We start from the raw sequence: 22054 nt of genomic DNA on the forward strand, positions 1-22054 counted from the left end.
CTTGTGGGTTATCCAGAGCAAAAGGAAACCGTGGCGCTGGTTGATTGATCAGTTGGCAACCTTGTCCATCAATTCTTTCAGCGAGCCATCCTTGTCCATGCCAAGAACGATGTCACAGCCGCCAATCAGTTCGCCATTTACAAAAAACTGCGGGTAGGTTGGCCACTGGGAAATCTTTGGCAATTTCTCGCGGATGTGAGGTGCGGTCAGGACATTGACGAAGGCATAAGGCTTGCCGAATTTTTTCAGAGTCTCGACCACTGCACGGGAAAAACCACATTCCGGGGCGTCCGGTGTACCTTTCATATAAAGAATCACCGGATTTTCGGCAATCTGCTGACGAATGCGGCCTTCGGTATCCAGAACCTGCATAATGGTTTCTCCTTGGTTTGTTCTTGCTGGAAAGGAAACATGAACGAGCCGCCTTATGTTTCATCTCCGAAGCAGTCATTGTAGGTAGGGCATTGTTCGCACGTAGGCGAGCGACAGACATAACCGCCTTCCTGCTCGCACAGTTGTTTGTAGAAGAATTTTTTCCAGCGCATGTTCTGGGTATTGCGTGCAGTAATATCCGGAAAGTTGTACGAGAGCAGCTCATGTAATTGTAGACGAGAGGTCATGCCGAGATCCTGCCACAAGTGACCTCCACCGAGGCAGGCAGCGGCGACGATGGCTGCCATGACTTCTTCGGCAGGATCGAGGCCATGGCGTCCGCTGAGGAGCAGGGTACGAATCTCGTCCCATTCGTCCTGACGTAGATCCAGCAGCTCTTGGCGTAAATCTTCCTGCTCCGCTTGGGCATTTTGATTGGATGACCAACTGTTTGCCTCGAAGGCATATTGGCGGGAAAGAGCTTGGTACGTCTGTTCATCCAGGCCCAGCCTGGCGGGGAGACAAGTCTGGCCTGCTGCCCTGGCCTGGACAATCTGCAATAACCAAGTGCGGTTATCTTCGGGCTGGTGCATTGTTGCTGGAGCCCGACGTATAACCATCGATTGTCCGATCATCATTGACCACCTTGGGCAGGTGAACAGCCCTCATGGCTTCCCTGGCCGACCGAACAACTACCCAAGGTATTCTCTTCCGGTAGGGACGGGAATTTACCCTTGCAAGGAAGCTGTTTGCTCAGTGTGGCCAGATCGAATCCAGCCATGAAATGCATGCCATAGCGGATCAAAGGGCGACGAATCAGCAGCGGATTTTTTATCATCAGCTCCAGGGCCTGGTTGGCTGTAAGCGTCTCTGGGTCCAGTTCGCCGTATTTAATGGCTGGGGCCGAGGTATTGAACCACTCGGCTACCGGTTTATTACCGAAAAAAGGACGCAGGCGCTCACTGGTCCAGGGCTCGCTGAGCAGATCCCGTACTTCAAGCTGAAGACCTGTCGTGCGCAGCAACTGTTTCTGTAGGCGGTTGGTTGCACACCCTGGCTTTTCATAGAAGACGATACAGGACATATGGATAGTCCTCAGCGAGCCTGGATTTCATTCATGGCTTCAGCCAGACGCTCCGGTGGAATGCCCGTCAGTGAGCCTGGCGGATTTGCAGGCATGCCATCAGCCAACAGAATGGCTCCTTCTACGGGGCAGATGCTGGCACATTGCTGCTCCGCATAGTCGCCGTCACATTCGGTGCATTTGCTTGTCACTATCTGAAAATGTGCACTACCTTGGGTTATTGCATCGCTCGGGCAAACATCTACGCAAGCCCAGCAGTTGACACAGGATTCCACAATCTTCAAGGCCATCTCGCACCTCCGGCATCTCTTGTTCAGTAGTCGGACCCCGACTCAGGCATTGGCCTGAAACAGGGCCTTTTCACCATTCAGACGACCAGCAGCGATCATTTCCTGGTATACGGCCATCACCGCTTCTTCAATGGGTTCCATTGCATGTTCGCCATTGGGGTGGATACCCGCAGCTTCCAGGTCACTCCAAGGTTCGAACCCGATCTTGGAGCAGAGCACTGCCTCGCAACCTTTCAATGCACGAATGCTGCCAGAAAGGGCAGATTCCTTTTCGCCACAGCTGTCATTACCGACGCAGAACTGATCGACCTTGCGGTGTCCGATAAAGCGAACACCTTCGGGCGATGCTTCGTAAATTAGAAACTCGCGAGCGTGACCGAAGTGTTCGTTGATCAGTCCACCGCCATTGGTGGCTACTGCCATCTGCACAGAGCGATAGTTCCGGCTGATCCGACCTTCGGTGAGCGAGGGTACGGAAACATTGGCCAAGCGAGCTTTTTGGGCTGCTTTCTCGTCTAGCTCTTCCATGATCGAAGCTTGTACGGCGGCACGTTTGACCATGGCCGCTTCGTAGTCGATATCCATTTGCTCGATCTTCTCCAGGGTGAATTCGTCACCACGGTCTTCACCGAGCATGCCCACGGCATCGGCGCGACACTGGCGACAATGACGCATCATGTTCATGTCGCCGGCACAGGAATCCTGCAAATCCTGCAACTCTTCTGGATCGGGACTACGCTGGCCCATGACGCCATAGAAAGTACCGTGCTCCGCTTCGGCGATCAGTGGCATCACATTGTGCAGGAATGCACCTTTTTCTTTCACGATGCGGCTGACTTCCTTCAGATGCTCGTCGTTGACACCTGGAATCATCACCGAGTTGACTTTGACCAGGATGCCGCGTTCGACCAGCATCTCCAAGCCTTTCTGCTGCTGCCGGATAAGGATTTCGGCTGCTTTCACACCACGGATACGCTTATTGTTCCAATAGATCCAAGGGTAGATCTTGGCGCCGATTTTCGGATCTACGCAGTTGATCGTGATGGTGACGTGGTCGATATTGTGCTTGGCCAGTTCTTCGACGCAATCCGGCAGAGCCAGGCCGTTGGTGGATACGCACAGCTTGATGTCCGGGGCCTGTTCGGTCAGTTGGCGAAAGGTCTCGAAGGTGCGCTGTGGGTTGGCCAGAGGGTCGCCGGGACCGGCAATGCCGAGAACGGTCATTTGCGGAATGGTGGCAGCTACTGCCTTGACTTTCTTGACGGCTTGATCAGGCGTCAATACTTCGGAAACCACACCCGGACGGGACTCGTTGGCACAGTCGTACTTGCGGTTACAGTAATGGCACTGGATGTTACAGGCCGGTGCTACAGCCACGTGCATACGGGCAAAGTAATGGTGGGCTTCTTCCGAATAGCAAGGATGGTTTTGGACCTTGGCGCGAATGCTATCCGGAAGGTGGGAAAGTTGATCGTCGGTGCTGCCACAGCTACTCGAAGAGCAACCGCCAGCACTGCTGCTCCCTGCCTTGCCATGCTCAAGTACGCTCAGTTCCATGGTTGTTCTCCGATTGAGAGAGTCTGGTGAACCATGGTTAAGCAATAAAAGGGCCTGTTTCTTTAACTGTTTGTTTTTTATTGTTTTTGATATTTTTATGATGTCCTTTTGTAGTTCAACGGACAAATAACGGATAGCTTTGCTGCTGCATCTGTACACTTAATAACAACGAATGTACGAATGAAGTGAGGGGCACCGGCACCTGAATGGTGCCGATGGAAAGTAAAGTCAGATTTTGCGCATATGGATGTTGAGTGTCTGGATCCGGTAGGCAATTTGCCGAGGGGTCATACCCAGCAGGCGTGCTGCCTTGGCTTTTACCCAGCCCGCTTGTTCCAGGGCAGCAACGACTCGTTCGCGGTCATCCAGGCCTTCATCGCTCAGATCGATTTCGGGAAGCGGAGCGATAGGCGGGGCTTCATTGTCCGGGCCTGTCAGAGAGATGACATCGCGAGTGATGCTGCCGTCTTCGCTCATGATCGCCGAGCGCTCCAGGCAGTTTTCCAGTTCACGTACGTTACCTGGCCAGCGGTGGTTCATCAGTAATCGGATAGCGCTATCGGTTATGGTCAATGGCCGACCTTGCTGATTGGAAATCTTGTCGAGCAGGAATTCGGCCAGTTCGGGAATGTCGGCGGCTCGCTCGCGCAAGGGTGGAATACGGATGGTCATGACGTTCAGTCGGTAATAAAGGTCTTCACGGAAGTTGCCTTTTTCGACTTCGTTTTCCAGATCGCGGTTGGTTGCCGCTACGATACGGACATTGACTCGGACTGTCTGGTTTCCGCCAACCCGTTCGAACTCGCCTTCTTGCAGGACACGCAGCAGCTTGGCTTGGAACATCGGTGAAATTTCACCGATTTCATCCAGGAACAGGGTGCCGCCATCGGCCTGTTCGAAGCGTCCCTTGCGCTGCTTGACTGCGCCGGTAAAAGCGCCTTTTTCATGGCCGAAAAGCTCCGATTCCAGCAGCGTTTCCGGAAGCGCAGCACAATTCAAGCGTATCAAGGGGCGGTGCGATCTTGGCGAATTGTAATGAATGGCGCTGGCAATCAGTTCCTTGCCCGTTCCGGATTCGCCCAGAATGAGTACCGTGCTGTTCCACTTGGCTACGCGCCTGATCTGGTCGAATATCTGGCGCATGGAGGCGGTATGGCCGACAACCATGTTTTCGAAACCATACTTGGCCCGGACTTCGCGGCGCAGTTCGTCGCGCTCGTCCGCCACATCGCGGCCGTCTTCCAAATTGACTACAAGCCGGACGGTCTGCGATAGCAGATTCGCGACAATTTCGAGCAGGCGGGTCCGCTCGGGCAGTAGTTCATCGGCCCGACTGGCAGGTTGTGCAGCCAGTACGCCAATGGTGCTGCCTTCCGGATTTTTGATCGGCACGGCAATGAATGGCAGCTCCAGATCGTACAGGGCCAAGCGGTCAAGAAAGCGCGGATCAGAGGCAATGCGTCCGAGCACGATGCTGTCACCGTTCTTGAGTACGTGGCCAATAATGCCTTCACCGTTGCGATAACGCGCGCTTTCCGCCGCCTGGATGACGGTTTGGGAATCCGTATAGATGGCTCCGATCTGCAATGTATCGTTCTTCGGGTCGGTTATGGAGACCAGTCCGTGCAACAGGCCCAGGTCGTTGTGCAATACGGCCAGAACCTGAGTCAGCAGCTCCTCGACCTGCTGTACTCGACTAAGGACGCGGGCAATGCTTGCCAGGGCCTGTATCTGACCATCGTAGAGCTCGATCTGTGTCGGCTTGGGCGAATAGTGTGGGAAGGTTGCATTCATGAGCATCCCTTGCGCTAATTCAGGTGGCCGAGAATGGAAGTTCGACAATCACGCGGCAGCCGTTTTGGTGCCGTGTGTCGAAGTGCACCATTCCGGAGTGCTTGGTAACGATTTCCTGGACCATGGACAATCCCATGCCGCGAGCACCACGGTGTGGTGGTTTGGTGCTGAAGAAAGGTTCGAATACCTTCAAGGCCAGGTTTTCAGGTATTCCTGGGCCTGTATCGGTGATTTCCATGCGCACGAGCTTGCCGCTTTCCACGCGAGTGCTAATGAATAATTCGCGCTGGTAACTCTGGCTCTGGCTCATGGATTCGATGGCGTTGTCCACCAGGTGCTTGATCATGCTGCGCAGGCTGCTTTCAGCGCCCATTACCCAGGGCAGGCGCAAGGCTGGTTGCCAGTCCACGACGATGCCTTGGGAGAGCAACTGATCGGTATTCATGGTGATGACTTCGCGAATCAGCTGGTTGAGATTGACTGGCAGCTTCGCCTCCTCCATGCGGACAGGAATCGACCCACTGAGATTTTCCAGTGCTTCGAGGCCGGCAGCACTGGCTTCGCGCATGGCATTCAGCACTGGGTCGTTTTCGGCCTGCTCGCCTAGACGTCTCTCCAGCATGCGAGTGGCTGCACTGATCAGGTTGACCGGGCCCTGGAGACGATGGATTGCACCATTGAAAGTCTCGCGCATCCCGTCCAGCAGTTCTTCCTCGGCCATCAGGGCTTTAAGTGCATGAAGCCGGGAGTCTTCCTGTTTCTGCCGCAGTTCGGATATCTCATTGAGGGTCAGTAGCAGGTAGCGTTCTTCTTCTTGGGAAAAGAAGATGTGTGCATGTTCGTCCTCGACATTGATGGCTCGGCCATGGCATGAAAGCCAGCGCGAAGAGCGTCCACCCAAATCGAAAGAAATTTCCTTTCCCGAGAATGGCTTGCCATCTTTTTCCAGTGCTTCGAATGAGGCGGTCAGGCTCTCCCGGAGCAGGGCTACCAGTCCTTCGCTGCTATTATCATCCACCAAGTCGCGAGCGAGACGCTGAAAACTAGGGTTGGAAAGCACTACCCGGTACTGGCTGTCGAACACGACCATGGCCGCCGGTGCGGCATTGAGTACTGCTTCGATCATCAGTCGCTGGTTATTGACGCGCTGTTCGAGCTCATGAAGCTCGCTGGTGTCTCGGTGCATGCCCAGGTAGCAGAGGGCTTCGCCCTGTTCGTCAAGCACCGGAGCGACGGTTAGCTCGGCTAGATAAAGCGTGTTGTCCTTGCGGCGATTGACTAGTACGCCGGACCATGGCTTCTTCTGTGCAAGTCTGCCCCATAGCGCCTGGTAGACCAAGCGCGGAGTGGTCCCGTTGGATAATACCGACTCGTTCTTGCCTATTACCTCTTCGTTGCAGTAGCCGGTAATGGTGCTGAATGCTCGATTGACATAGATGATGTTGGCTTTTAGGTCTGTAATGGAGATCGCGATAGGCGCATGCTCCACTGTCTGACGGAATATTTCTGGTAACAATTCCAGATTGTCTCTACTGGCTGGTTGAGTGTCGTTGCTCAGAGTCGGTTTGGCCTGGGTCATGCTCAGCCTCGTCTATCTACGGAAAGCCAGCGAACACGATACACATCAGTATGCAGCTCGGTCGAGAGTACGACTGGCCGCCCAGTTAATTAAAAGAAGCGTGCCTGTAACGGTAAACGGTATCGGCTCCTGCCTTTGATTCTGTTCGCCGGCTGGAAAGGCCGTCTCCTGGCGTGTTGGATCACTCCAGTCACTGCGTTTCTGTGTGAAATAACACAATTGAAGAGTAGATGGAGAGTAATCACTTGTCGCAAATGCTACAGCGTACCGTTTGTAGATAAGCAAGTTTCAGGATTTTTTTCAACTTTGCTGATCTGTATCCGGTTTTTTTGGTGGGGTTTTGCTCTGAGTGAGACATCAGACATACCTGATGCCAAGGCTTTATCTGACTGCGTCCTAACGATCATGGTGTCAGGCGTCACCCAGGACGAGGAAGGAAACCATAAGACGGAAAGCATCCCTCGGTTCATCGCGCTGGTTGTAGGCAGGTGCTCGTTCCGAGTTGGGAGTTTTTCACAAGGAACGTTAAAAGCCTATCCGGGTAATTGATGACTAACCCAGTCGTTATCAAGAAAACGAAGTGATAAATGGAGTTGGCCGCCACTGCTGTATCGATTCTCACCAGGGCCTGATTTCTGCGATAAGCCATGACATTTCGCCTGAAGTGCGTAACCCACTGATGATCGGTATCATTGCACTGATGATAACCAACTACGCCGTATTGGATATAGATCGCAAGCTGTCTGCGCAACGTGCCAAAAATCATGAGGAGTTGGCGGTTTTGCAGTAACCGTGTTCTAGGAGTAATTCGATGAAAGTTTCTGTGGTGTGCGCTACTGAAAGGCCGCTTTTGTTGAATTGCAATGTTGGGTGAGGCCGTAGCGTTGAGCAAGTCATCACGAAATTCGGATTGTCGCGCTGCTGTCCGCCCGGACATCGGCCTGAAAAAAACAGAAGGTTAGGTTTTTGGCAAATTCGTTAAGCTTGATAGCATATTGAAAGACGGTGACCGTATTGAGATCTATCAAAAGATCATACGGGTGCTCAATGATGACGACGATTGAGTCTCGCTAAGGAGGCTGCCTGTGGATAGCCCTATGAATATGAGCCGTGATACTGCATTGCGTATTGCCCTGGCTGCCCGAGCCTTGCCGGATACTAGTGTCGGGCAATTACTTGAAATCCTACATCAGCAGATCAACGGCCCTTTGACCGAGAAAAGCCTGCAGGATGTGACCGTTACCGATCTCAAGATCGGTTTGGCTGGGTCTGAGGAGGACGTCGACATGCTTGATACGCCAATGTCTGCCTTGAAAGATGCGGTACGCATTCTCTGGGGCGAGACCATGGCCGACGATCTACCCAGGCCGGTAAAACTGGACAGTATCCCGGAAGGCTCTATTCGTGTCGCTGTTGCTTCGAATAATGGCGAGTGCCTAGATGGACATTTCGGTTCGTGCCTGCGTTTTCTTGTCTACCAAGTCTCGGCCAAGGAGAAAACCCTGGTTGATATCCGCTCCACGCTGGATGCAGATTCTTCCGATGACAAGAATGCTTGGCGAGTTGATCAGATTGCCGACTGCCAGGTCTTGTTTGTCGTTTCGATCGGGGGACCAGCAGCTGCCAAGGTAGTCAAGGCTGGTATTCATCCGCTGAAGAAAGTTAAAGGTGGCATGGCTGCAGATGTCATCGCCGAATTGCAACAAGTCATGGATGGCGCACCGCCGCCGTGGCTGGCAAAGATGCTCGGTGTTTCGGTCGAAAAGCGGGTGCGGTTTTCCCTTTCGGATGACGAGGCTGTAAATAAATGAGTGATGGTCGTCTGTTGATTGCCGTTGCAGTCGATCGCGATGGTCATATCGCTAGTCATGCCGGGCGGGCTTTGCGCTGGCGAGTATTTGATGTCTGGCCCGGCGAAGCTCCTGATGCTATCTACACTATCGAACTGGATGAGCATGCCAATCTTCACGAATGGCATGTGCAGGCCTATCCGGAACGGCATCCGTTACATGCCGTCAATGTCGCTATTTCCGCTACCGCAGGAGCTGGGGTCATCAAGCGTTTGAGTGCGCGGGGTGTCACGATGCTCACAACCAGTGAGCCTGATCCGGAAAAAGCCGTGAAGGCTTATCTTACTGCTACGTTACCCGATGGTTTGCCACATGATGAGCACTCATGTGGTGGGGAAGGTCATCAGCATTGAGTGGTTTGTCTGCTTTTGGACTAGTAGCGGATAAAGCCGGATTAACAGAGTAAAGGTAACTGACTTAATAAAAATGACTAAAACAAAACGCCCCCGAATGGGGGCGTTTTGTTTTGTGCTAAATCTATCAAACCGGTCCGCGGGTTTCGCGACGAGCGACGTTGGCAAGAGCCAAGCCTTCTTCGTAGCTGACCTTGTCGAATTTTGGCTTGAGGTCGGCCAATGCTTCGCGCATGGTAATTACCTTGTCTTCAGCGGTTTGGCCTTTGAAGTCGTCCTTGTCCAGCCTCAGGTCATCCATCAGGGTGTTCCATACGGCGCCGCCATCGTAATGGGGGATCAGGGTAACTACTATGCCATCTATGTCGATCAGAATCTTCTTGCTGAGGTTTTCAACGTAGAAGAGGATGCTGGCGCTGGGGGACAGATCTTTCTTGTAGCGATTGAAGAACGTGGGCATCAGATCCAGAGTATTGAGAGTACCGGCAACCATTTCCAGCTTGTCGTTCTTGATCAGAACAACGCCTTGCTTGAGGGTGGATTTCGGCGGCTTGCGACGACCGGACGAGTCGGCGATTTCTCCTTCCTCCAGAACCAGGTCGCCACGATAGGCATAGGTATCAGCCTGGGTAGTGGCTCCATTCACGCTGAGGTTACACAGCAGGTTCTCGGATTCGTAAGTTTTAAGCAGCATTGTTACTTCCTCGGTTAATGATCCATGGTTCAGGCAATCTGGGACGAAGCGGCATTCAACAGCTCCGTCCAGTCAGCCTCTACTAGCTCAAGAGATTTTTTAGCGCAGATTTTGCGCTCCTTTTGCGTCGGCTCGTTTATCAAAGCCCAGCCGGCATCGGGTGCAGCATCGTAGATGAGATCACTCATCACCATTCGCTCGGTATCGCGATTGAAACGCATGCCAAGGAACAGATATCGCTGGTCGCGGCGTTTGAGTTTGACCCATCCTGGTACGGCAAAACCGCCCATCAACTCAGTGATGTAATCTACAAAGTCCGCATCACTAGCAATATAGGTCGGTTTGGGAATTGGTGTTCCCAATGGCTTGAACAGGATTGGAAGGCTGGTGTCGACCTGATCCTGACCAATTGCCCGGTACGCGCCATTTTGCCATTCATAAATCTCGAAGCGGTAATGTGTACCGGTCAGGCGTGCGCAACCGACAATCAGCGTATGGGCACGATCGGCATAGCACTGCTGAAGAAGTGAGTCACGATTGTAATCAATGACATAAGGCAGGTTCAGAGCAGCTATCCAGCGGTGAATCGGCGCTGGTGTCCACCCTTCTCCGCCATATGTCTGCGTTAGAAAGCGTTCAATGAAGCTGCGCCCCTTCTTATTCTCCAGATGCATGGCAGCTCTGGAGAACTCATACATGAGGCGAGGCGACATTGGCGTGCCCCCTGTCATGGCCAGGATAAGGCTCTCGCTTTCGGCCGGTACGGGTTTCTGAGTAGCGGGAGCAATTACTCCATTCAAAATCCCCGGACCCAAATAGGGAACGACATTGCCGGCTTTCAATTGGGCAAGAATTGCCTCAAGGCTATTGTTCACTGGTCTCTCCTGCTGAAAAAAGGGCGTGACACAGAAAAAAGATTCCTGCAAATTTCAGGCCTACTTCTTTGTTTGGCTATATTGTTGATTTTAAATGATAAAAATAAGGATTCAGATGTTCGTGCAGTGCAGGTAAGGGCAGTTTCTAACAAGTTGTCGTATTTGATACATGTGACGCTTGGGTAATACAGGTTGTATGTGTTGTAAGTGTTCATTGTTGTTTTGTTGCCAATCGCACCTGACAGTTGGCACCGATTGTTATGTATCGCACTGGTTTGAGATTTTGTTGTTTTCATTTAATTTCTTATAAATCATTAAGTTATATTTTTTTAAGGAATTTGGCATGGAGGCTGCATTAGTGTTGGGGCGCGGGCTTGTTCGTGCCTACGGCCCACATATATGAAAGTGGCAACGAAACCTGAGGAACTTAATTATGGCAATGCGTCAATGCGCTATCTACGGCAAAGGTGGTATCGGTAAGTCCACAACCACTCAAAACCTCGTGGCTGCTCTTGCCGAAGCCGGCAAGAAGGTGATGATTGTTGGTTGCGACCCGAAAGCCGACTCGACTCGCCTGATTCTGCACTCCAAAGCCCAGAACACCATCATGGAAATGGCTGCTGAAGCCGGTACCGTTGAAGATCTGGAGCTGGAAGACGTTCTGAAAGTAGGTTTCGGTGGCGTCAAGTGTGTCGAGTCCGGTGGTCCTGAGCCGGGTGTAGGTTGCGCTGGCCGTGGTGTTATCACTGCAATCAACTTCCTCGAAGAGGAAGGTGCTTATGAAGAAGATCTGGACTTCGTATTCTACGACGTACTGGGTGACGTAGTGTGTGGCGGCTTCGCCATGCCGATTCGTGAAAACAAGGCTCAGGAAATCTACATCGTCTGCTCCGGCGAAATGATGGCCATGTACGCGGCCAACAACATTGCCAAAGGCATCGTGAAGTACGCTAACTCCGGTAGCGTTCGCCTGGCCGGTCTGATCTGCAACAGCCGTAAGACTGACCGCGAAGACGAACTGATCATCGCTCTGGCCGAGAAAATGGGCACTCAGATGATTCATTTCGTACCTCGTGACAACGTTGTACAGCGCGCTGAAATTCGTCGTATGACCGTGATCGAATACGATCCGAAGGCTGGTCAAGCTGATGAATACCGCTCCTTGGCTCGCAAGGTCATGGAAAATAAAAAATTCGTGATCCCGACTCCCATCACCATGGACGAGCTCGAAGCTCTACTGATGGAATTCGGCATCATGGAAGTTGAAGACGAGAGCATCGTCGGCAAGACTGCTGCGGAAGAATAAAACCGCATAGCTTCAGACGGACGGGGCAGGGCAGATGAGCCCTGTCGGAGCGTCGCGCTCTGTTCGCAAGTAGTGCGACGCATCCGTTCCCGCAAATGAACGCAACGCTTAAAGGAGTCATACCCAATGTCTGGTATGTCACGCGAAGAGGTCGAATCCCTCATCCAGGAAGTTCTGGAAGTTTATCCCGAGAAAGCTCGTAAGGACCGCGCCAAGCACTTGTCGCCCAACGATCCTTCTCTGCCAAATGCCAAGAAGTGCATCACTTCCAACAAAAAGTCCCAGCCTGGTCTGATGACCATTCGTGGCTGCGCTTATGCCGGTTCCAAAGGTGTGGTCTGGGGTCCGATCAAGGACATGATCCACATCTCTCACGGTCCGGTAGGCTGCGGTCAATATTCGCGTGCTGGTCGTCGTAACTACTACATCGGCACCACCGGCGTTAACGCTTTCGTCACCATGAACTTCACCTCGGATTTCCAGGAGAAGGACATCGTCTTCGGTGGCGATAAAAAACTGTCTCAACTGATCGATGAAGTGGAAACCCTGTTCCCGCTGAACAAGGGTATCTCCATCCAGTCCGAGTGTCCGATCGGCCTGATCGGTGACGATATCGAGGCTGTTTCCAAGAAGAAAGCCGCTGAGCACGAAACTACGGTTGTTCCGGTTCGTTGCGAAGGTTTCCGCGGTGTTTCCCAGTCTCTCGGTCACCACATTGCCAACGACGCGGTCCGTGACTGGGTTTTGGACAAACGTGACAACGATACCAGTTTCCAGACTACCCCTTACGACGTATCCATCATCGGTGACTACAACATTGGTGGTGACGCCTGGTCTTCCCGTATTCTGCTGGAAGAAATGGGCCTGCGTGTTGTCGCCCAGTGGTCCGGCGACGGCTCCCTGGCCGAGATCGAGCTGACTCCGAAGGTCAAGCTGAACCTGGTTCACTGCTATCGCTCGATGAACTATATCTCCCGTCACATGGAAGAGAAGTACGGTATCCCATGGATGGAGTACAACTTCTTTGGCCCGACCAAGACCATTGAATCCTTGCGCGCCATCGCTGCTCGCTTCGATGAGACTATCCAGAAGAAGTGTGAAGAAGTTATCGCCAAGTACAACTCGGAATGGCAGGCAATCGTTGCCAAGTACCGTCCGCGTCTGGAAGGCAAGCGTGTCATGCTCTATATCGGCGGCCTGCGTCCTCGTCACGTGATCGGTGCCTATGAAGATCTGGGCATGGAAGTTGTCGGTACTGGTTATGAGTTCGCTCACAACGACGACTATGACCGTACGCTGAAGGAAATGGGTGATTCCACCCTGCTGTACGATGACGTTACCGGCTATGAATTCGAAGAATTCGTCAAACGCATCAAGCCCGATTTGATCGGCTCCGGTATCAAAGAGAAATTCATCTTCCAGAAGATGGGTATCCCCTTCCGTCAGATGCACTCCTGGGATTATTCCGGTCCGTACCATGGCTTCGATGGCTTCGCCATCTTTGCTCGTGACATGGATATGACCTTGAATAATCCATGCTGGAAAAAACTGCAGGCTCCTTGGCAGAACACTGAGCAAGCTGCCGAAAAAGTTGCAGCCAGCGCCTGATAGAACCAGAGCAATAGTCGAAACGTCCGCCAGGGGCCGCGTAAATGTCCTTGGCCGACATCCGTGATCGCCGTTCACAGATGAGTGAGGCGCAGGAGATAGTCATGAGTCAGCAAGCCGATAACATCAAGCCCAGTTACCCGCTGTTCCTCGACGACGAATACAAGGACATGCTTGCACGCAAGCGTGATGGATTCGAAGAAAAGCACCCGCAAGACAAAATTGACGAAGTGTTCCAGTGGACTACTTCCGAAGAATACAAAGAGCTGAACTTCAAGCGTGAAGCGCTCACCATCAACCCAGCCAAAGCCTGCCAGCCTCTGGGCGCCGTTCTGTGTACCCTTGGCTTCCAAAATGCCATGCCTTATGTGCATGGTTCGCAAGGCTGCGTCGCTTACTTCCGTTCCTACTTCAACCGTCATTTCCGCGAGCCGATTTCCTGCGTTTCCGACTCGATGACCGAAGATGCGGCAGTATTCGGTGGTCAGCAAAATATGAAGGATGGCTTGATCAACTGTAAGTCTACCTACAAGCCTGAGATCATCGCAGTTTCCACTACCTGCATGGCTGAAGTTATTGGTGACGACCTCAACGCGTTCATCAACAACACCAAGAAGGAAGGGATCATTCCTGATGATTTCCCTGTTCCTTATGCCCACACTCCGAGCTTCGTCGGCAGCCATGTAACTGGCTGGGACAACATGTTCGAAGGCTTTGCCAAGTATTTCACGCTGAATGCGATGGAAGACAAGGTTGTGGGCAGCAACCACAAAGTCAACATCGTTCCTGGTTTTGAAACCTATCTGGGCAATTACCGCGTCATCAAGCGCATGCTCAAGGAAATGGACGTCGGTTTCAGCATGCTTTCCGATCCGGAAGAAGTGCTGGACACTCCTGCCGACGGAAAATTCCGCATGTACTCGGGTGGTACTACTCAGGAAGAAATGAGAGATGCACCGAACGCCTACACGACCGTTCTGCTGCAACCTTGGCACTTGGAAAAAACCAGGAAGTTCGTCACAGGTACCTGGAAGCACGAAGTACCGAAGCTGAACATCCCGATGGGACTGGACTGGACCGACGAGTTTCTGATGAAAATCAGTGAAATCACTGGTCAGCCGATTCCTGAGAGCCTGACTAAAGAGCGTGGCCGTTTGGTCGACATGATGACCGACTCCCACACCTGGTTGCATGGCAAGCGCTTTGCCGTATGGGGTGATCCAGACTTCGTTCTGGGTGTGGTCAAGTTCCTGCTGGAAGTAGGTGCCGAGCCAGTACACATCCTCTGCAACAATGGTAACAAGCGTTGGAAGAAAGTCGTAGATGCACTGCTGGAAACCTCGCCTTATGGCGCCAACAGCACTGTTTACGTCGGCAAGGACCTGTGGCACATGCGCTCCTTGGTCTTCACTGACAAGCCGGACTTCATGATCGGCAACAGCTACGGTAAGTTCATCCAGCGTGACACCCTGCACAAAGGTAAAGAATTCGAAGTTCCGCTGATCCGTATCGGCTTCCCGATCTTCGATCGTCATCACCTGCACCGTCAGACCACCATGGGCTACGAAGGCGCCATGTACATGCTGACTACTATCGTCAATGCCATTCTCGACCGTCTGGACGATGAAACTCGCGGCATGCAGGCTACCGACTACAATCACGATCTGGTTCGCTAATCCCGATCTGTTGTTAGTTGCTTGGGCCGGAGCGGTGTTATACCGCTCCGGCATTTCGTTTGGTGATTGTCTAAATCGGACGGCTGTATTAGCCTCGCTCCGATTTTTCGATTACCTGTCATTTTTCTTGGAGAACCTCATGCCAAGCGTCATGCTCCGTATAAACGATCAAGGAAAGCTGACCTTCTATATTCCCAAGAAGGATCTGGAAGAGACGGTTGTATCTCTGGAACATGATCGTCCCGATTGCTGGGGTGGCGAAGTCGCTCTTTCCGACGGCTCGACTTATTATCTCGAGCCTCTTTCCGCTCCGCCGAAACTGCCAATTACGCTTCGTGCCAAGCGAGTTGGCGACGGCGAGGACTGATCCTATGGCCGAGCAATCGCCCTATTCTCAGGCGCGTCTGCCGGCCCATCTGGCGCTACGTATCGCTCTGGCGGCACGAGCGCTCAAAGGAGTCGATACTGCCTGCCTGTTGCAAGCATTGATTGCTGCCGTAGGTGAACCCATAACCGAAGCTCGTTTGGCGAAGCTCAGGGCTTCGCGTCTGCGGTCCCGATTGCTCGAAGCCGGGTCGGCTGAAACACCATCATCTCCTTTGGTCTTGACTGACCGGCAACTGCAGCAGGCCTTGGGCTTATTGAAAGGGCGCGGTGTGAAGATGCCTGAAGAGCCTTTACCCAAGCCCCAGGCCTATCAGGAAGGAGATTTGCAGGACTCGATTCGCATTGCCTGTGCCTCCGATGGCGGCGAGCGACTGGATGGTATTTTCAGTAACTGCACACGGTTCCTGATCTACCAGATTTCACCGCGGGAAAGCCGCTTGATCGCTCTGCGAGAGCCGGGTTCTTGTCGTAAAGATATGGACCGGCATGCCTATCGAGCTGAACTATTACAAGATTGTCAGTTGCTTTATACCTTGAGTATCGGAGGGCCTGCCGCTGCCAAGGTAGTGCGTGCGGGGGTTCATCCCGTCAAGCTTGCTCGTGCTTTGCCCGCACGAGAAATCGTCGAGGAGTTGCAGCGAGTGCTTGCAACTGCACCGCCACCTTGGCTTGCCAAGGCCATGAGGCGAAGCCGGGATAGCTCGCACGATTTTTCTGTAATAACTCCGTGATGAGGACAAAGCCATGATCAGTCAGACACAACTCGATGAGATCATTCGCGAGGTTGAACAGTCTTCGCTTGACGATGCTCTACTGGCACGTTTGCGCAATACCTATCCAGGGATTCATTTTACGCATTGCATGGATGATGACATTGTCGTGAATGCCAAGCCTGTTGCCGAGAAATCCGGGTTCAATCTCTATCTGGTAAATTCGAGCGATCATTGTTCGGTTTTGACCAATGATACGCAGGCCGCATCTGGAGTGGTTCTGGCTGAAGTCATTGAGGACTAAGAGAGCATGCTCGACGATAAAGGTGAGAATATTACTCCCGTTGGCGATTGTCGCTCCTGTTCATTTCGCCGGACTTTACTGCTAGCTGGTCGCTGTACGCCGGGAGATACCTGTGTCGCGGTGGAAAGTGGGCGGCAAATTGATCGTTTTTTTCGCGTTAACCCTCATTTGGCTGTGCAATATCTTGCGGATCCTTTTTGGGAGCGCCGAGCCATCGCCGTTCGTTACTCACCCATAGAGGCCCTCTCTTCCATGACTCGCGATCCTGACGAGGCTGTTCGAAGAGCTGTCGCTTACCGATTGCCCCGGGAGCAGCTTTCGGTGCTGATGAACGATGAGGATCGCGAGGTGCGCATCACTGTGGCAGATCGCCTACCGGCAGAGCAGTTGGAGAACATGGCTACCGATAAGGATTATCTGGTTCGAGCTTATGTGGTTCAACGCATTGCACCAGGCCGCCTGTTTCGCTTCATGCGCGATGAAGATCGACAAGTACGTAAATTCGTAGCCAAGCGTTTACCGGAAGAAAGCCTGGGCCTGATGTCTATGGATCCCGAGCCGGAGGTGAGGCGTATCGTTGCTTCCCGGCTCAGCGGGGATGATCTTTTCGATCTGCTGTGTGACCCGGATTGGACTGTTCGTCTTGCTGCCGTACAGAATGCTTCGATAGAGGCACTGCGCAAGTTGGATGAAAAAGACCCCGAGGTTCGTTTGGCTATTGAGGAGCGTCTCGCCGAAATATAGGCGGAGCATGGTTTCCCGAAGAGCAAGAGCATAATTGCCTCGAGGCTTTGTTTTTGTCTGTTTTGTTCCTTTTATGGCAAAGGACTAAAGCTCGCCTGATATGTTGCAAAATAGACAATTGGATGCTTTTGTTACACGTACGCTATTCGATTAGTCTCCTTTAATCAGCATGTTGCCCTGTGGTACGAGCTTTGCAGCATCTGGGTGTGTGCAACACCGATAAGCTAAAGAGGGGTGCGCGATGAAAGCCAAGGATATTGCCGAGCTCTTGAACGAGCCCGCCTGCAGCCACAACAAGAAAGAAAAGTCTGGCTGTTCCAAGCCAAAGCCGGGTGCTACCGACGGTGGTTGTGCCTTCGATGGTGCACAGATTGCCCTGCTACCTATAGCTGACGTAGCCCATATCGTACATGGGCCCATTGCCTGTGCTGGCAGTTCTTGGGACAACCGTGGAACCCGATCGAGTGGTCCTGATTTGTATCGCATCGGCATGACTACCGATCTTACCGAGCAGGACATCATCATGGGGCAGGCAGAAAAACGCTTGTTCCATGCTATCCGGCAGGCGGTCGACACTTATGCCCCGCCTGCAGTGTTCGTCTATAACACGTGCGTACCCGCGTTGATCGGGGACGATATTGACGCGGTCTGCAAAGCTGCCAGTGCTCATTTCAATACCCCAGTCGTGCCTGTCGATGCCGCTGGCTTCTATGGTACGAAAAACCTTGGCAACCGCATCGCGGGCGATGCAATGATCAAGTACGTGGTTGGCACTCGCGAGCCGGAGCCTGTCCCGCAAGACGGGCAACGAGACGGTATTCCCGTGTACGATGTCAACCTGATCGGTGAATACAATATTGCTGGCGAGTTCTGGCATGTACTGCCGTTGCTGGATGAGTTGGGACTGCGCGTCCTTTGTACGCTTTCCGGCGATGCCCGCTACCACGAAGTCCAGACTATGCATGCCGCCAAGGTCAACATGATGGTCTGCTCCAAGGCCATGCTGAATGTCGCGCGAAAGCTGCAGGAAACGTACGGTACGCCTTGGTTTGAAGGTAGCTTTTACGGCATCACCGATACCTCGCAGGCCTTGCGTGATTTTGCTCGCTTGATCGGCGATGAGAGACTGATTGCCCGTACCGAAGTCTTGATTGAGCGTGAAGAAGCTCGAATTCGCGCTGCCCTCGAGCCTTGGCGTTCTCGTTTGCAGGGCAAGCGTGTTCTGCTTTATACCGGCGGAGTCAAGTCCTGGTCGGTGATCTCCGCCTTACAGGATCTGGGGATGAAGGTAGTTGCCACTGGTACGAAGAAATCTACCGAAGAAGATAAGGCGCGTATCCGCGAGTTGATGGGCGACGATGTCAAGATGCTCGATGAAGGGAATCCCCGCGTTCTGCTCAAGACTGTCGAAGACTACAAGGCCGATATTCTCATTGCCGGTGGCCGTAATATGTATACCGCCTTGAAGGCCCGCATTCCATTTCTGGATATCAACCAGGAGCGTGAATTTGGCTATGCCGGTTACGAGGGCATGCTTGAATTGGTAAGGCAGCTCTGTCTGACAATGGAGAGTCCTATCTGGGAAGCGGTTCGCCGTCCTGCTCCTTGGGGAGCACAGGTTGTAGCGGCAGTACAGGATATTCATCCGCAAGTTGCTAACGTCTGAGGAGAGGTAGCATGGCCGAGATCCTTAACCGCAAGAAACCCTTGGCGGTTAGCCCGCTGAAAGCCAGCCAGACGATGGGGGGAGCACTGGCGTTTTTAGGAATGAAGCGCAGTGTTCCGTTGATGCACGGCTCGCAAGGATGCACGGCCTTTGCCAAAGTCTTCTTCGTTCGTCATTTTCGCGAGCCCATTCCGTTGCAAACTACTGCAATGGATCAGGTCAGTTCAGTAATGGGCGCCGATGAAAATATCATCGAGGCATTGGCGACTATTTGCGAAAAACATCATCCGGCTATTATCGGTCTTGTGACAACAGGACTTGCCGAGGCACAGGGCTGCCATTTGACCCGGGCAATCCTGCAATTTCGCCGTGAACATGAGAAGTTTGCCGATATAGCTGTCGTACCGGTCAATACACCGGATTTCAGCGGCAGCTTCGAAAGCGGCTTTGCGATTGCTGTAAAGGCAATCATCGAGACGCTGATCCCGCAAGATACCACCCGAGTAGGCCAACGGCCGCGTCAGGTCAATGTACTGTGTGGTGCCAACCTGACCCCGGGTGACCTGGAATTCGTTTTCGAGAGCATAGAAAGCTTCGGACTCCGTCCCCTACTTATTCCAGACCTATCCGGCTCGCTAGATGGTCACCTGGATGACGCATCCTTCAATCCTTTCACGACGGGAGGGTTGACGCTGACCGAGCTAGCAACGGCGGGGCAGAGCGCTGCCACGCTAGTAGTAGGACAAAGCCTCAACGAGGCTGCAGATATTCTGGCAGCGCGGACAGGTGTACCTGATCACCGTTTCGGATTGCTGATGGGGTTGGATGCTGTCGATGATTGGATGATGGCTTTAACCGAAATTAGTGGAAATGCAGTTCCCGAACGTTGGAAGCGTCATCGTAGCCAACTGCAGGATGCATTACTTGATACGCATTTCATGCTTAGTGATTCCCGTGTTGCGATCGCTGCCGATCCGGATCTACTGCTTGGCTTCGATGCCATGTTGCGTGGTGTTGGTTCGCGCACTGTTGCTGCTGTGGTGCCTGCCCGGGCAGCGGCATTGAATAGCTCGCCACTCGACCGCATCCAGGTTGGTGATCTCGAGGATCTCGAGGCTACTGCACGTAGCGAAAAAGCCCAGTTGGTTCTTGGTAACAGCCATGCTTATGCTAGCGCCGAGCGCTTGGGAGTACCTTGTTTGCGGATGGGGTTTCCTCAGTATGATCTGGTCGGTGGTTTCCAGCGCTGTTGGTCTGGCTATCGTGGTACTAGCCAGGCATTGTTCGATATGGCCAATTTGCTGATCGAACATCACAAGGGAATTGCTCCGTATCATTCCATTTACAAGCAAGCGACCTTGAACGAACATCTGAAATAGAGGTACTGAGACATGTCCGCTCCGACTCGACAGCTGCAGGTTCTAGATACTGAAAACGACGGCACTCTGTTAAAAGTAGCCTTTGCCTCTTCTGATCGTGAAGTCGTGGACCAGCATTTCGGCTCATCCCGCTCTTTTGCCATATATGGAGTGAATATCGACCAGGTCCAGCTCCTTTCTGTGGTCGAGTTCGGCGACCTTGAGCAGGATGGTAATGAAGACAAGCTGAATAGTAAGCTGGAGTTGCTAGAGGGTTGCATAGCTGTGTACTGTCGCGCCTGCGGCGCTTCTGCAGTGCGTCAGTTATTGTCGGCAGGCATACAGCCGGTCAAGGTTAGCGAAGACTCACATATCGACAAGCTAATCGAAGCTTTGCAGGGTGAGTTGCGCGAAGGTCCTTCGGCATGGTTGGCCAAGGCTATTCACCGCACCCAAGGAACCGACATTAAGCGCTTTGACGCCATGGCTGCAGAAGAATGGGACGAGTAAGTTCCTTCCGGTAGTCTGGGTAATTAGCTCTTGCTGTTTCGCCTCTAAAAATCCAGATTCCCAAGTCACCAACGTGACTTGGGAATATTTATTCGAGTGAGGAATACTACATGTACGAAGAAGAGTTCGAACAAGCAGTCGTGCAGGAAGACGACAAGTTTCTTCAGGACCCAATTATCCGCCAGATGGTAATACAGCTTCGCGCCATGGATGGATATGGCACTTACGATACTTGGAGCGATGCCCGGGTGCTTGATCCGCTAATCTTGACCAAGGCACGTCGGAAAGCCATTCCGGTTATAGGTGATCCTGATGAGACGGTTATCTCCAGGATAAAGGCCTTCTACAATGCCATTTCGCAGTTGATTGAGCGTGAAACAGGCCTGTTGGTCGTGCCGGTAATCAATATTACTCACGAAGGTTTTGGGCGCGTGCTGATCGTTGTTGGAAAACTCGTTGCGTTCGACAAGATCCTTCGGGATGTTCACCGTTTCGGTTTCGATTCGCTTGAAGTATTGGCTGGCGATGCGCAAAAGATTGTCCAGAAAGCAGCGGCTTTGGTCAACGAGCACCGGGTGGTTGCCGAGCTTTAATTTAGGGAATTCGTAATGAGTGAAGAAGAACTCAAGGCCTTGAAAAAAGAGGTCAGCCAGAAAAAACGCATAGCGAATGAGTGGGCCGGTCAGATACACGACTTGGTAGAGGATCGCTTCTTTACCGATTATCCAAATCTTATCGCTCTGGCACAGAGCGCTCATCAAGCCTGTCTCGAATGGGAAGAAGCCAAATCTCGCCTTGAAGAGGCTGGAGGCAGCGCTGCCTGAGCGTTATTGGATTCATATAAGAGCGGATATAACCGCCTTTGTTAGCGTCAACCTCTTGCATGGTAAACAGCAAAGGATACTCGTACCTGGGAGTTAAGAATTCTTTTCGAAGCAGAGTACGGTAGCTTTTGCGGTTTACGATCAGGTGGGATGACGTTGTACGTGTTAGTCATGATCAAGGAATAGTGTATATGGCCAAGCCTGAGTTTCACATTTTCATTTGCGGTCAACATCGTCCCGAGGGCCATCCTCGTGGCAGTTGTGGAGCAAAGGGTGCTGATGCCCTGTACGATGCTTTCGCGCAAGTGATTATTCAGAATAATTTGACGACCAAAGTTGCTCTTACTCGTACGGGATGTATAGGTCCTTGCCAGGCTGGTGCAAACGTATTGGTTTATCCGGGTTCGCAGATGTACAGCTGGGTGGAACCTGAAGATGCCCAGCCGCTTATCAAGCATGTATTGGAAGGTCAGATCTTTGCTGACAAGCTGACTCCGGCAGAGCTCTGGTAAC

The 22054-nt window shown here is 52.6% G+C and carries 24 protein-coding genes and 2 pseudogenes; 17 read left to right on the forward strand and 9 right to left on the reverse strand.

Annotated elements, in window-relative coordinates; translation table 11 throughout:
* Window positions 1-48: 48 nt before the first annotated feature.
* From grxD to nifL, 7 genes are all read right to left on the reverse strand, one after another.
* Entirely contained in the window at window positions 49-372 is a 324-nt protein-coding gene (gene grxD / locus FHR87_RS11095) for a Grx4 family monothiol glutaredoxin (RefSeq protein WP_183166794.1), read from the reverse strand.
* A gap of 53 nt (window positions 373-425) precedes the next feature.
* Window positions 426-965: a nitrogen fixation protein NifQ gene (locus FHR87_RS11100; protein WP_183166795.1), complete on the reverse strand. Its 540-nt coding sequence runs from the start codon at window positions 963-965 to the stop codon at window positions 426-428.
* Window positions 966-1006: 41 nt separating this feature from the next.
* The gene (locus FHR87_RS11105) at window positions 1007-1456 is read right to left on the reverse strand and encodes an ArsC/Spx/MgsR family protein (RefSeq protein WP_183166796.1); all 450 of its coding nucleotides are present in this window, start codon (window positions 1454-1456) and stop codon (window positions 1007-1009) included.
* A gap of 11 nt (window positions 1457-1467) precedes the next feature.
* Window positions 1468-1746 (reverse strand): 4Fe-4S binding protein, encoded by a 279-nt coding sequence (locus tag FHR87_RS11110; protein ID WP_183166797.1) that lies wholly within the window; start codon window positions 1744-1746, stop codon window positions 1468-1470.
* 42 nt (window positions 1747-1788) lie between these two features.
* Window positions 1789-3303, reverse strand: coding sequence for a nitrogenase cofactor biosynthesis protein NifB (gene nifB / locus FHR87_RS11115; RefSeq protein ID WP_183166798.1), 1515 nt, complete (start codon window positions 3301-3303; stop codon window positions 1789-1791).
* A gap of 228 nt (window positions 3304-3531) precedes the next feature.
* Window positions 3532-5097 carry a nif-specific transcriptional activator NifA gene (gene nifA / locus FHR87_RS11120; RefSeq protein WP_183166799.1) on the reverse strand — a complete coding sequence of 522 codons (1566 nt, stop codon included), beginning with the start codon at window positions 5095-5097 and terminating at the stop codon, window positions 3532-3534.
* A 19-nt stretch (window positions 5098-5116) separates the two neighbouring features.
* Window positions 5117-6676 carry a nitrogen fixation negative regulator NifL gene (gene nifL, locus FHR87_RS11125; RefSeq protein ID WP_183166800.1) on the reverse strand — a complete coding sequence of 520 codons (1560 nt, stop codon included), beginning with the start codon at window positions 6674-6676 and terminating at the stop codon, window positions 5117-5119.
* Between the two features lie 811 nt (window positions 6677-7487).
* On the opposite strand from nifL, the pseudogene FHR87_RS11130 reads away from it, so the two are divergent.
* From FHR87_RS11130 to FHR87_RS11140, 3 genes and pseudogenes are all read left to right on the forward strand, one after another.
* A pseudogene (locus tag FHR87_RS11130) lies at window positions 7488-7740 on the forward strand (RnfH family protein).
* Window positions 7741-7773: 33 nt separating this feature from the next.
* Entirely contained in the window at window positions 7774-8487 is a 714-nt protein-coding gene (gene nifX, locus FHR87_RS11135; RefSeq protein WP_183166801.1) for a nitrogen fixation protein NifX, read from the forward strand.
* Window positions 8484-8879: a NifB/NifX family molybdenum-iron cluster-binding protein gene (locus tag FHR87_RS11140; RefSeq protein ID WP_183166802.1), complete on the forward strand. Its 396-nt coding sequence runs from the start codon at window positions 8484-8486 to the stop codon at window positions 8877-8879. Before nifX ends, FHR87_RS11140 begins: the two co-directional genes overlap by 4 nt.
* A gap of 127 nt (window positions 8880-9006) precedes the next feature.
* Here FHR87_RS11140 and FHR87_RS11145 read toward each other — a convergent pair whose 3' ends face one another.
* Window positions 9007-9573: a hypothetical protein gene (locus tag FHR87_RS11145; RefSeq protein ID WP_183166803.1), complete on the reverse strand. Its 567-nt coding sequence runs from the start codon at window positions 9571-9573 to the stop codon at window positions 9007-9009.
* 29 nt (window positions 9574-9602) lie between these two features.
* The gene (locus tag FHR87_RS11150; protein ID WP_183166804.1) at window positions 9603-10448 is read right to left on the reverse strand and encodes an SIR2 family protein; all 846 of its coding nucleotides are present in this window, start codon (window positions 10446-10448) and stop codon (window positions 9603-9605) included.
* 433 nt (window positions 10449-10881) lie between these two features.
* On the opposite strand from FHR87_RS11150, the gene nifH reads away from it, so the two are divergent.
* The 14 genes and pseudogenes from nifH (at window position 10882) to FHR87_RS11215 (ending at window position 22053) form a co-directional block, all read left to right on the forward strand.
* Window positions 10882-11754 carry a nitrogenase iron protein gene (nifH, locus tag FHR87_RS11155; protein WP_183166805.1) on the forward strand — a complete coding sequence of 291 codons (873 nt, stop codon included), beginning with the start codon at window positions 10882-10884 and terminating at the stop codon, window positions 11752-11754.
* A 126-nt stretch (window positions 11755-11880) separates the two neighbouring features.
* Window positions 11881-13362 carry a nitrogenase molybdenum-iron protein alpha chain gene (nifD, locus tag FHR87_RS11160; RefSeq protein WP_183166806.1) on the forward strand — a complete coding sequence of 494 codons (1482 nt, stop codon included), beginning with the start codon at window positions 11881-11883 and terminating at the stop codon, window positions 13360-13362.
* A gap of 104 nt (window positions 13363-13466) precedes the next feature.
* Window positions 13467-15038 carry a nitrogenase molybdenum-iron protein subunit beta gene (gene nifK, locus FHR87_RS11165; RefSeq protein ID WP_183166844.1) on the forward strand — a complete coding sequence of 524 codons (1572 nt, stop codon included), beginning with the start codon at window positions 13467-13469 and terminating at the stop codon, window positions 15036-15038.
* A 139-nt stretch (window positions 15039-15177) separates the two neighbouring features.
* Window positions 15178-15405, forward strand: a complete 228-nt coding sequence (gene nifT, locus FHR87_RS11170; RefSeq protein ID WP_183166807.1) for a putative nitrogen fixation protein NifT — start codon at window positions 15178-15180, stop codon at window positions 15403-15405.
* Window positions 15406-15409: 4 nt separating this feature from the next.
* On the forward strand, window positions 15410-16156 hold the full coding sequence (locus tag FHR87_RS11175; protein WP_183166808.1) for a dinitrogenase iron-molybdenum cofactor N-terminal domain-containing protein: 747 nt from the start codon (window positions 15410-15412) through the stop codon (window positions 16154-16156).
* A gap of 13 nt (window positions 16157-16169) precedes the next feature.
* Window positions 16170-16439, forward strand: coding sequence for a DUF6129 family protein (locus FHR87_RS11180; protein ID WP_183166809.1), 270 nt, complete (start codon window positions 16170-16172; stop codon window positions 16437-16439).
* Window positions 16440-16445: 6 nt separating this feature from the next.
* Window positions 16446-16601: pseudogene (locus tag FHR87_RS19215) on the forward strand (4Fe4S-binding leucine-rich repeat protein); the annotation flags it as partial.
* A gap of 90 nt (window positions 16602-16691) precedes the next feature.
* Window positions 16692-17183, forward strand: a complete 492-nt coding sequence (locus tag FHR87_RS11185; protein ID WP_246336013.1) for a hypothetical protein — start codon at window positions 16692-16694, stop codon at window positions 17181-17183.
* Window positions 17184-17424: 241 nt separating this feature from the next.
* Window positions 17425-18849 (forward strand): nitrogenase iron-molybdenum cofactor biosynthesis protein NifE, encoded by a 1425-nt coding sequence (gene nifE / locus FHR87_RS11190; protein ID WP_183166811.1) that lies wholly within the window; start codon window positions 17425-17427, stop codon window positions 18847-18849.
* A gap of 11 nt (window positions 18850-18860) precedes the next feature.
* Window positions 18861-20228, forward strand: coding sequence for a nitrogenase iron-molybdenum cofactor biosynthesis protein NifN (gene nifN / locus FHR87_RS11195; protein ID WP_183166812.1), 1368 nt, complete (start codon window positions 18861-18863; stop codon window positions 20226-20228).
* 12 nt (window positions 20229-20240) lie between these two features.
* On the forward strand, window positions 20241-20717 hold the full coding sequence (locus FHR87_RS11200; RefSeq protein ID WP_183166813.1) for a NifB/NifX family molybdenum-iron cluster-binding protein: 477 nt from the start codon (window positions 20241-20243) through the stop codon (window positions 20715-20717).
* Window positions 20718-20827: 110 nt separating this feature from the next.
* Window positions 20828-21310, forward strand: coding sequence for a NifX-associated nitrogen fixation protein (locus tag FHR87_RS11205; RefSeq protein ID WP_183166814.1), 483 nt, complete (start codon window positions 20828-20830; stop codon window positions 21308-21310).
* Window positions 21311-21325: 15 nt separating this feature from the next.
* Entirely contained in the window at window positions 21326-21541 is a 216-nt protein-coding gene (locus FHR87_RS11210) for a CCE_0567 family metalloprotein (RefSeq protein WP_183166815.1), read from the forward strand.
* A 191-nt stretch (window positions 21542-21732) separates the two neighbouring features.
* Window positions 21733-22053 (forward strand): 2Fe-2S ferredoxin, encoded by a 321-nt coding sequence (locus FHR87_RS11215; RefSeq protein WP_183166816.1) that lies wholly within the window; start codon window positions 21733-21735, stop codon window positions 22051-22053.
* Window position 22054: the final 1 nt, after the last annotated feature.

The sequence above is a fragment of the Azomonas macrocytogenes genome (assembly GCF_014191985.1).
In the GTDB taxonomy this organism is placed as follows: domain Bacteria; phylum Pseudomonadota; class Gammaproteobacteria; order Pseudomonadales; family Pseudomonadaceae; genus Azomonas; species Azomonas macrocytogenes.

Bases quoted from the DNA above. Each gene is read 5' to 3' on its own strand.
- grxD (WP_183166794.1), bottom strand. From the start codon at position 372: ATGCAGGTTCTGGATACCGAAGGCCGCATTCGTCAGCAGATTGCCGAA.
- FHR87_RS11100 (WP_183166795.1), bottom strand. From the start codon at position 965: ATGCACCAGCCCGAAGATAACCGCACTTGGTTATTGCAGATTGTCCAG.
- FHR87_RS11105 (WP_183166796.1), bottom strand. From the start codon at position 1,456: ATGTCCTGTATCGTCTTCTATGAAAAGCCAGGGTGTGCAACCAACCGC.
- FHR87_RS11110 (WP_183166797.1), bottom strand. From the start codon at position 1,746: ATGGCCTTGAAGATTGTGGAATCCTGTGTCAACTGCTGGGCTTGCGTA.
- nifB (WP_183166798.1), bottom strand. From the start codon at position 3,303: ATGGAACTGAGCGTACTTGAGCATGGCAAGGCAGGGAGCAGCAGTGCT.
- nifA (WP_183166799.1), bottom strand. From the start codon at position 5,097: ATGAATGCAACCTTCCCACACTATTCGCCCAAGCCGACACAGATCGAG.
- nifL (WP_183166800.1), bottom strand. From the start codon at position 6,676: ATGACCCAGGCCAAACCGACTCTGAGCAACGACACTCAACCAGCCAGT.
- nifX (WP_183166801.1), top strand. From the start codon at position 7,774: ATGAATATGAGCCGTGATACTGCATTGCGTATTGCCCTGGCTGCCCGA.
- FHR87_RS11140 (WP_183166802.1), top strand. From the start codon at position 8,484: ATGAGTGATGGTCGTCTGTTGATTGCCGTTGCAGTCGATCGCGATGGT.
- FHR87_RS11145 (WP_183166803.1), bottom strand. From the start codon at position 9,573: ATGCTGCTTAAAACTTACGAATCCGAGAACCTGCTGTGTAACCTCAGC.
- nifH (WP_183166805.1), top strand. From the start codon at position 10,882: ATGGCAATGCGTCAATGCGCTATCTACGGCAAAGGTGGTATCGGTAAG.
- nifD (WP_183166806.1), top strand. From the start codon at position 11,881: ATGTCTGGTATGTCACGCGAAGAGGTCGAATCCCTCATCCAGGAAGTT.
- nifK (WP_183166844.1), top strand. From the start codon at position 13,467: ATGAGTCAGCAAGCCGATAACATCAAGCCCAGTTACCCGCTGTTCCTC.
- nifT (WP_183166807.1), top strand. From the start codon at position 15,178: ATGCCAAGCGTCATGCTCCGTATAAACGATCAAGGAAAGCTGACCTTC.
- FHR87_RS11175 (WP_183166808.1), top strand. From the start codon at position 15,410: ATGGCCGAGCAATCGCCCTATTCTCAGGCGCGTCTGCCGGCCCATCTG.
- FHR87_RS11180 (WP_183166809.1), top strand. From the start codon at position 16,170: ATGATCAGTCAGACACAACTCGATGAGATCATTCGCGAGGTTGAACAG.
- FHR87_RS11185 (WP_246336013.1), top strand. From the start codon at position 16,692: ATGACTCGCGATCCTGACGAGGCTGTTCGAAGAGCTGTCGCTTACCGA.
- nifE (WP_183166811.1), top strand. From the start codon at position 17,425: ATGAAAGCCAAGGATATTGCCGAGCTCTTGAACGAGCCCGCCTGCAGC.
- nifN (WP_183166812.1), top strand. From the start codon at position 18,861: ATGGCCGAGATCCTTAACCGCAAGAAACCCTTGGCGGTTAGCCCGCTG.
- FHR87_RS11200 (WP_183166813.1), top strand. From the start codon at position 20,241: ATGTCCGCTCCGACTCGACAGCTGCAGGTTCTAGATACTGAAAACGAC.
- FHR87_RS11205 (WP_183166814.1), top strand. From the start codon at position 20,828: ATGTACGAAGAAGAGTTCGAACAAGCAGTCGTGCAGGAAGACGACAAG.
- FHR87_RS11210 (WP_183166815.1), top strand. From the start codon at position 21,326: ATGAGTGAAGAAGAACTCAAGGCCTTGAAAAAAGAGGTCAGCCAGAAA.
- FHR87_RS11215 (WP_183166816.1), top strand. From the start codon at position 21,733: ATGGCCAAGCCTGAGTTTCACATTTTCATTTGCGGTCAACATCGTCCC.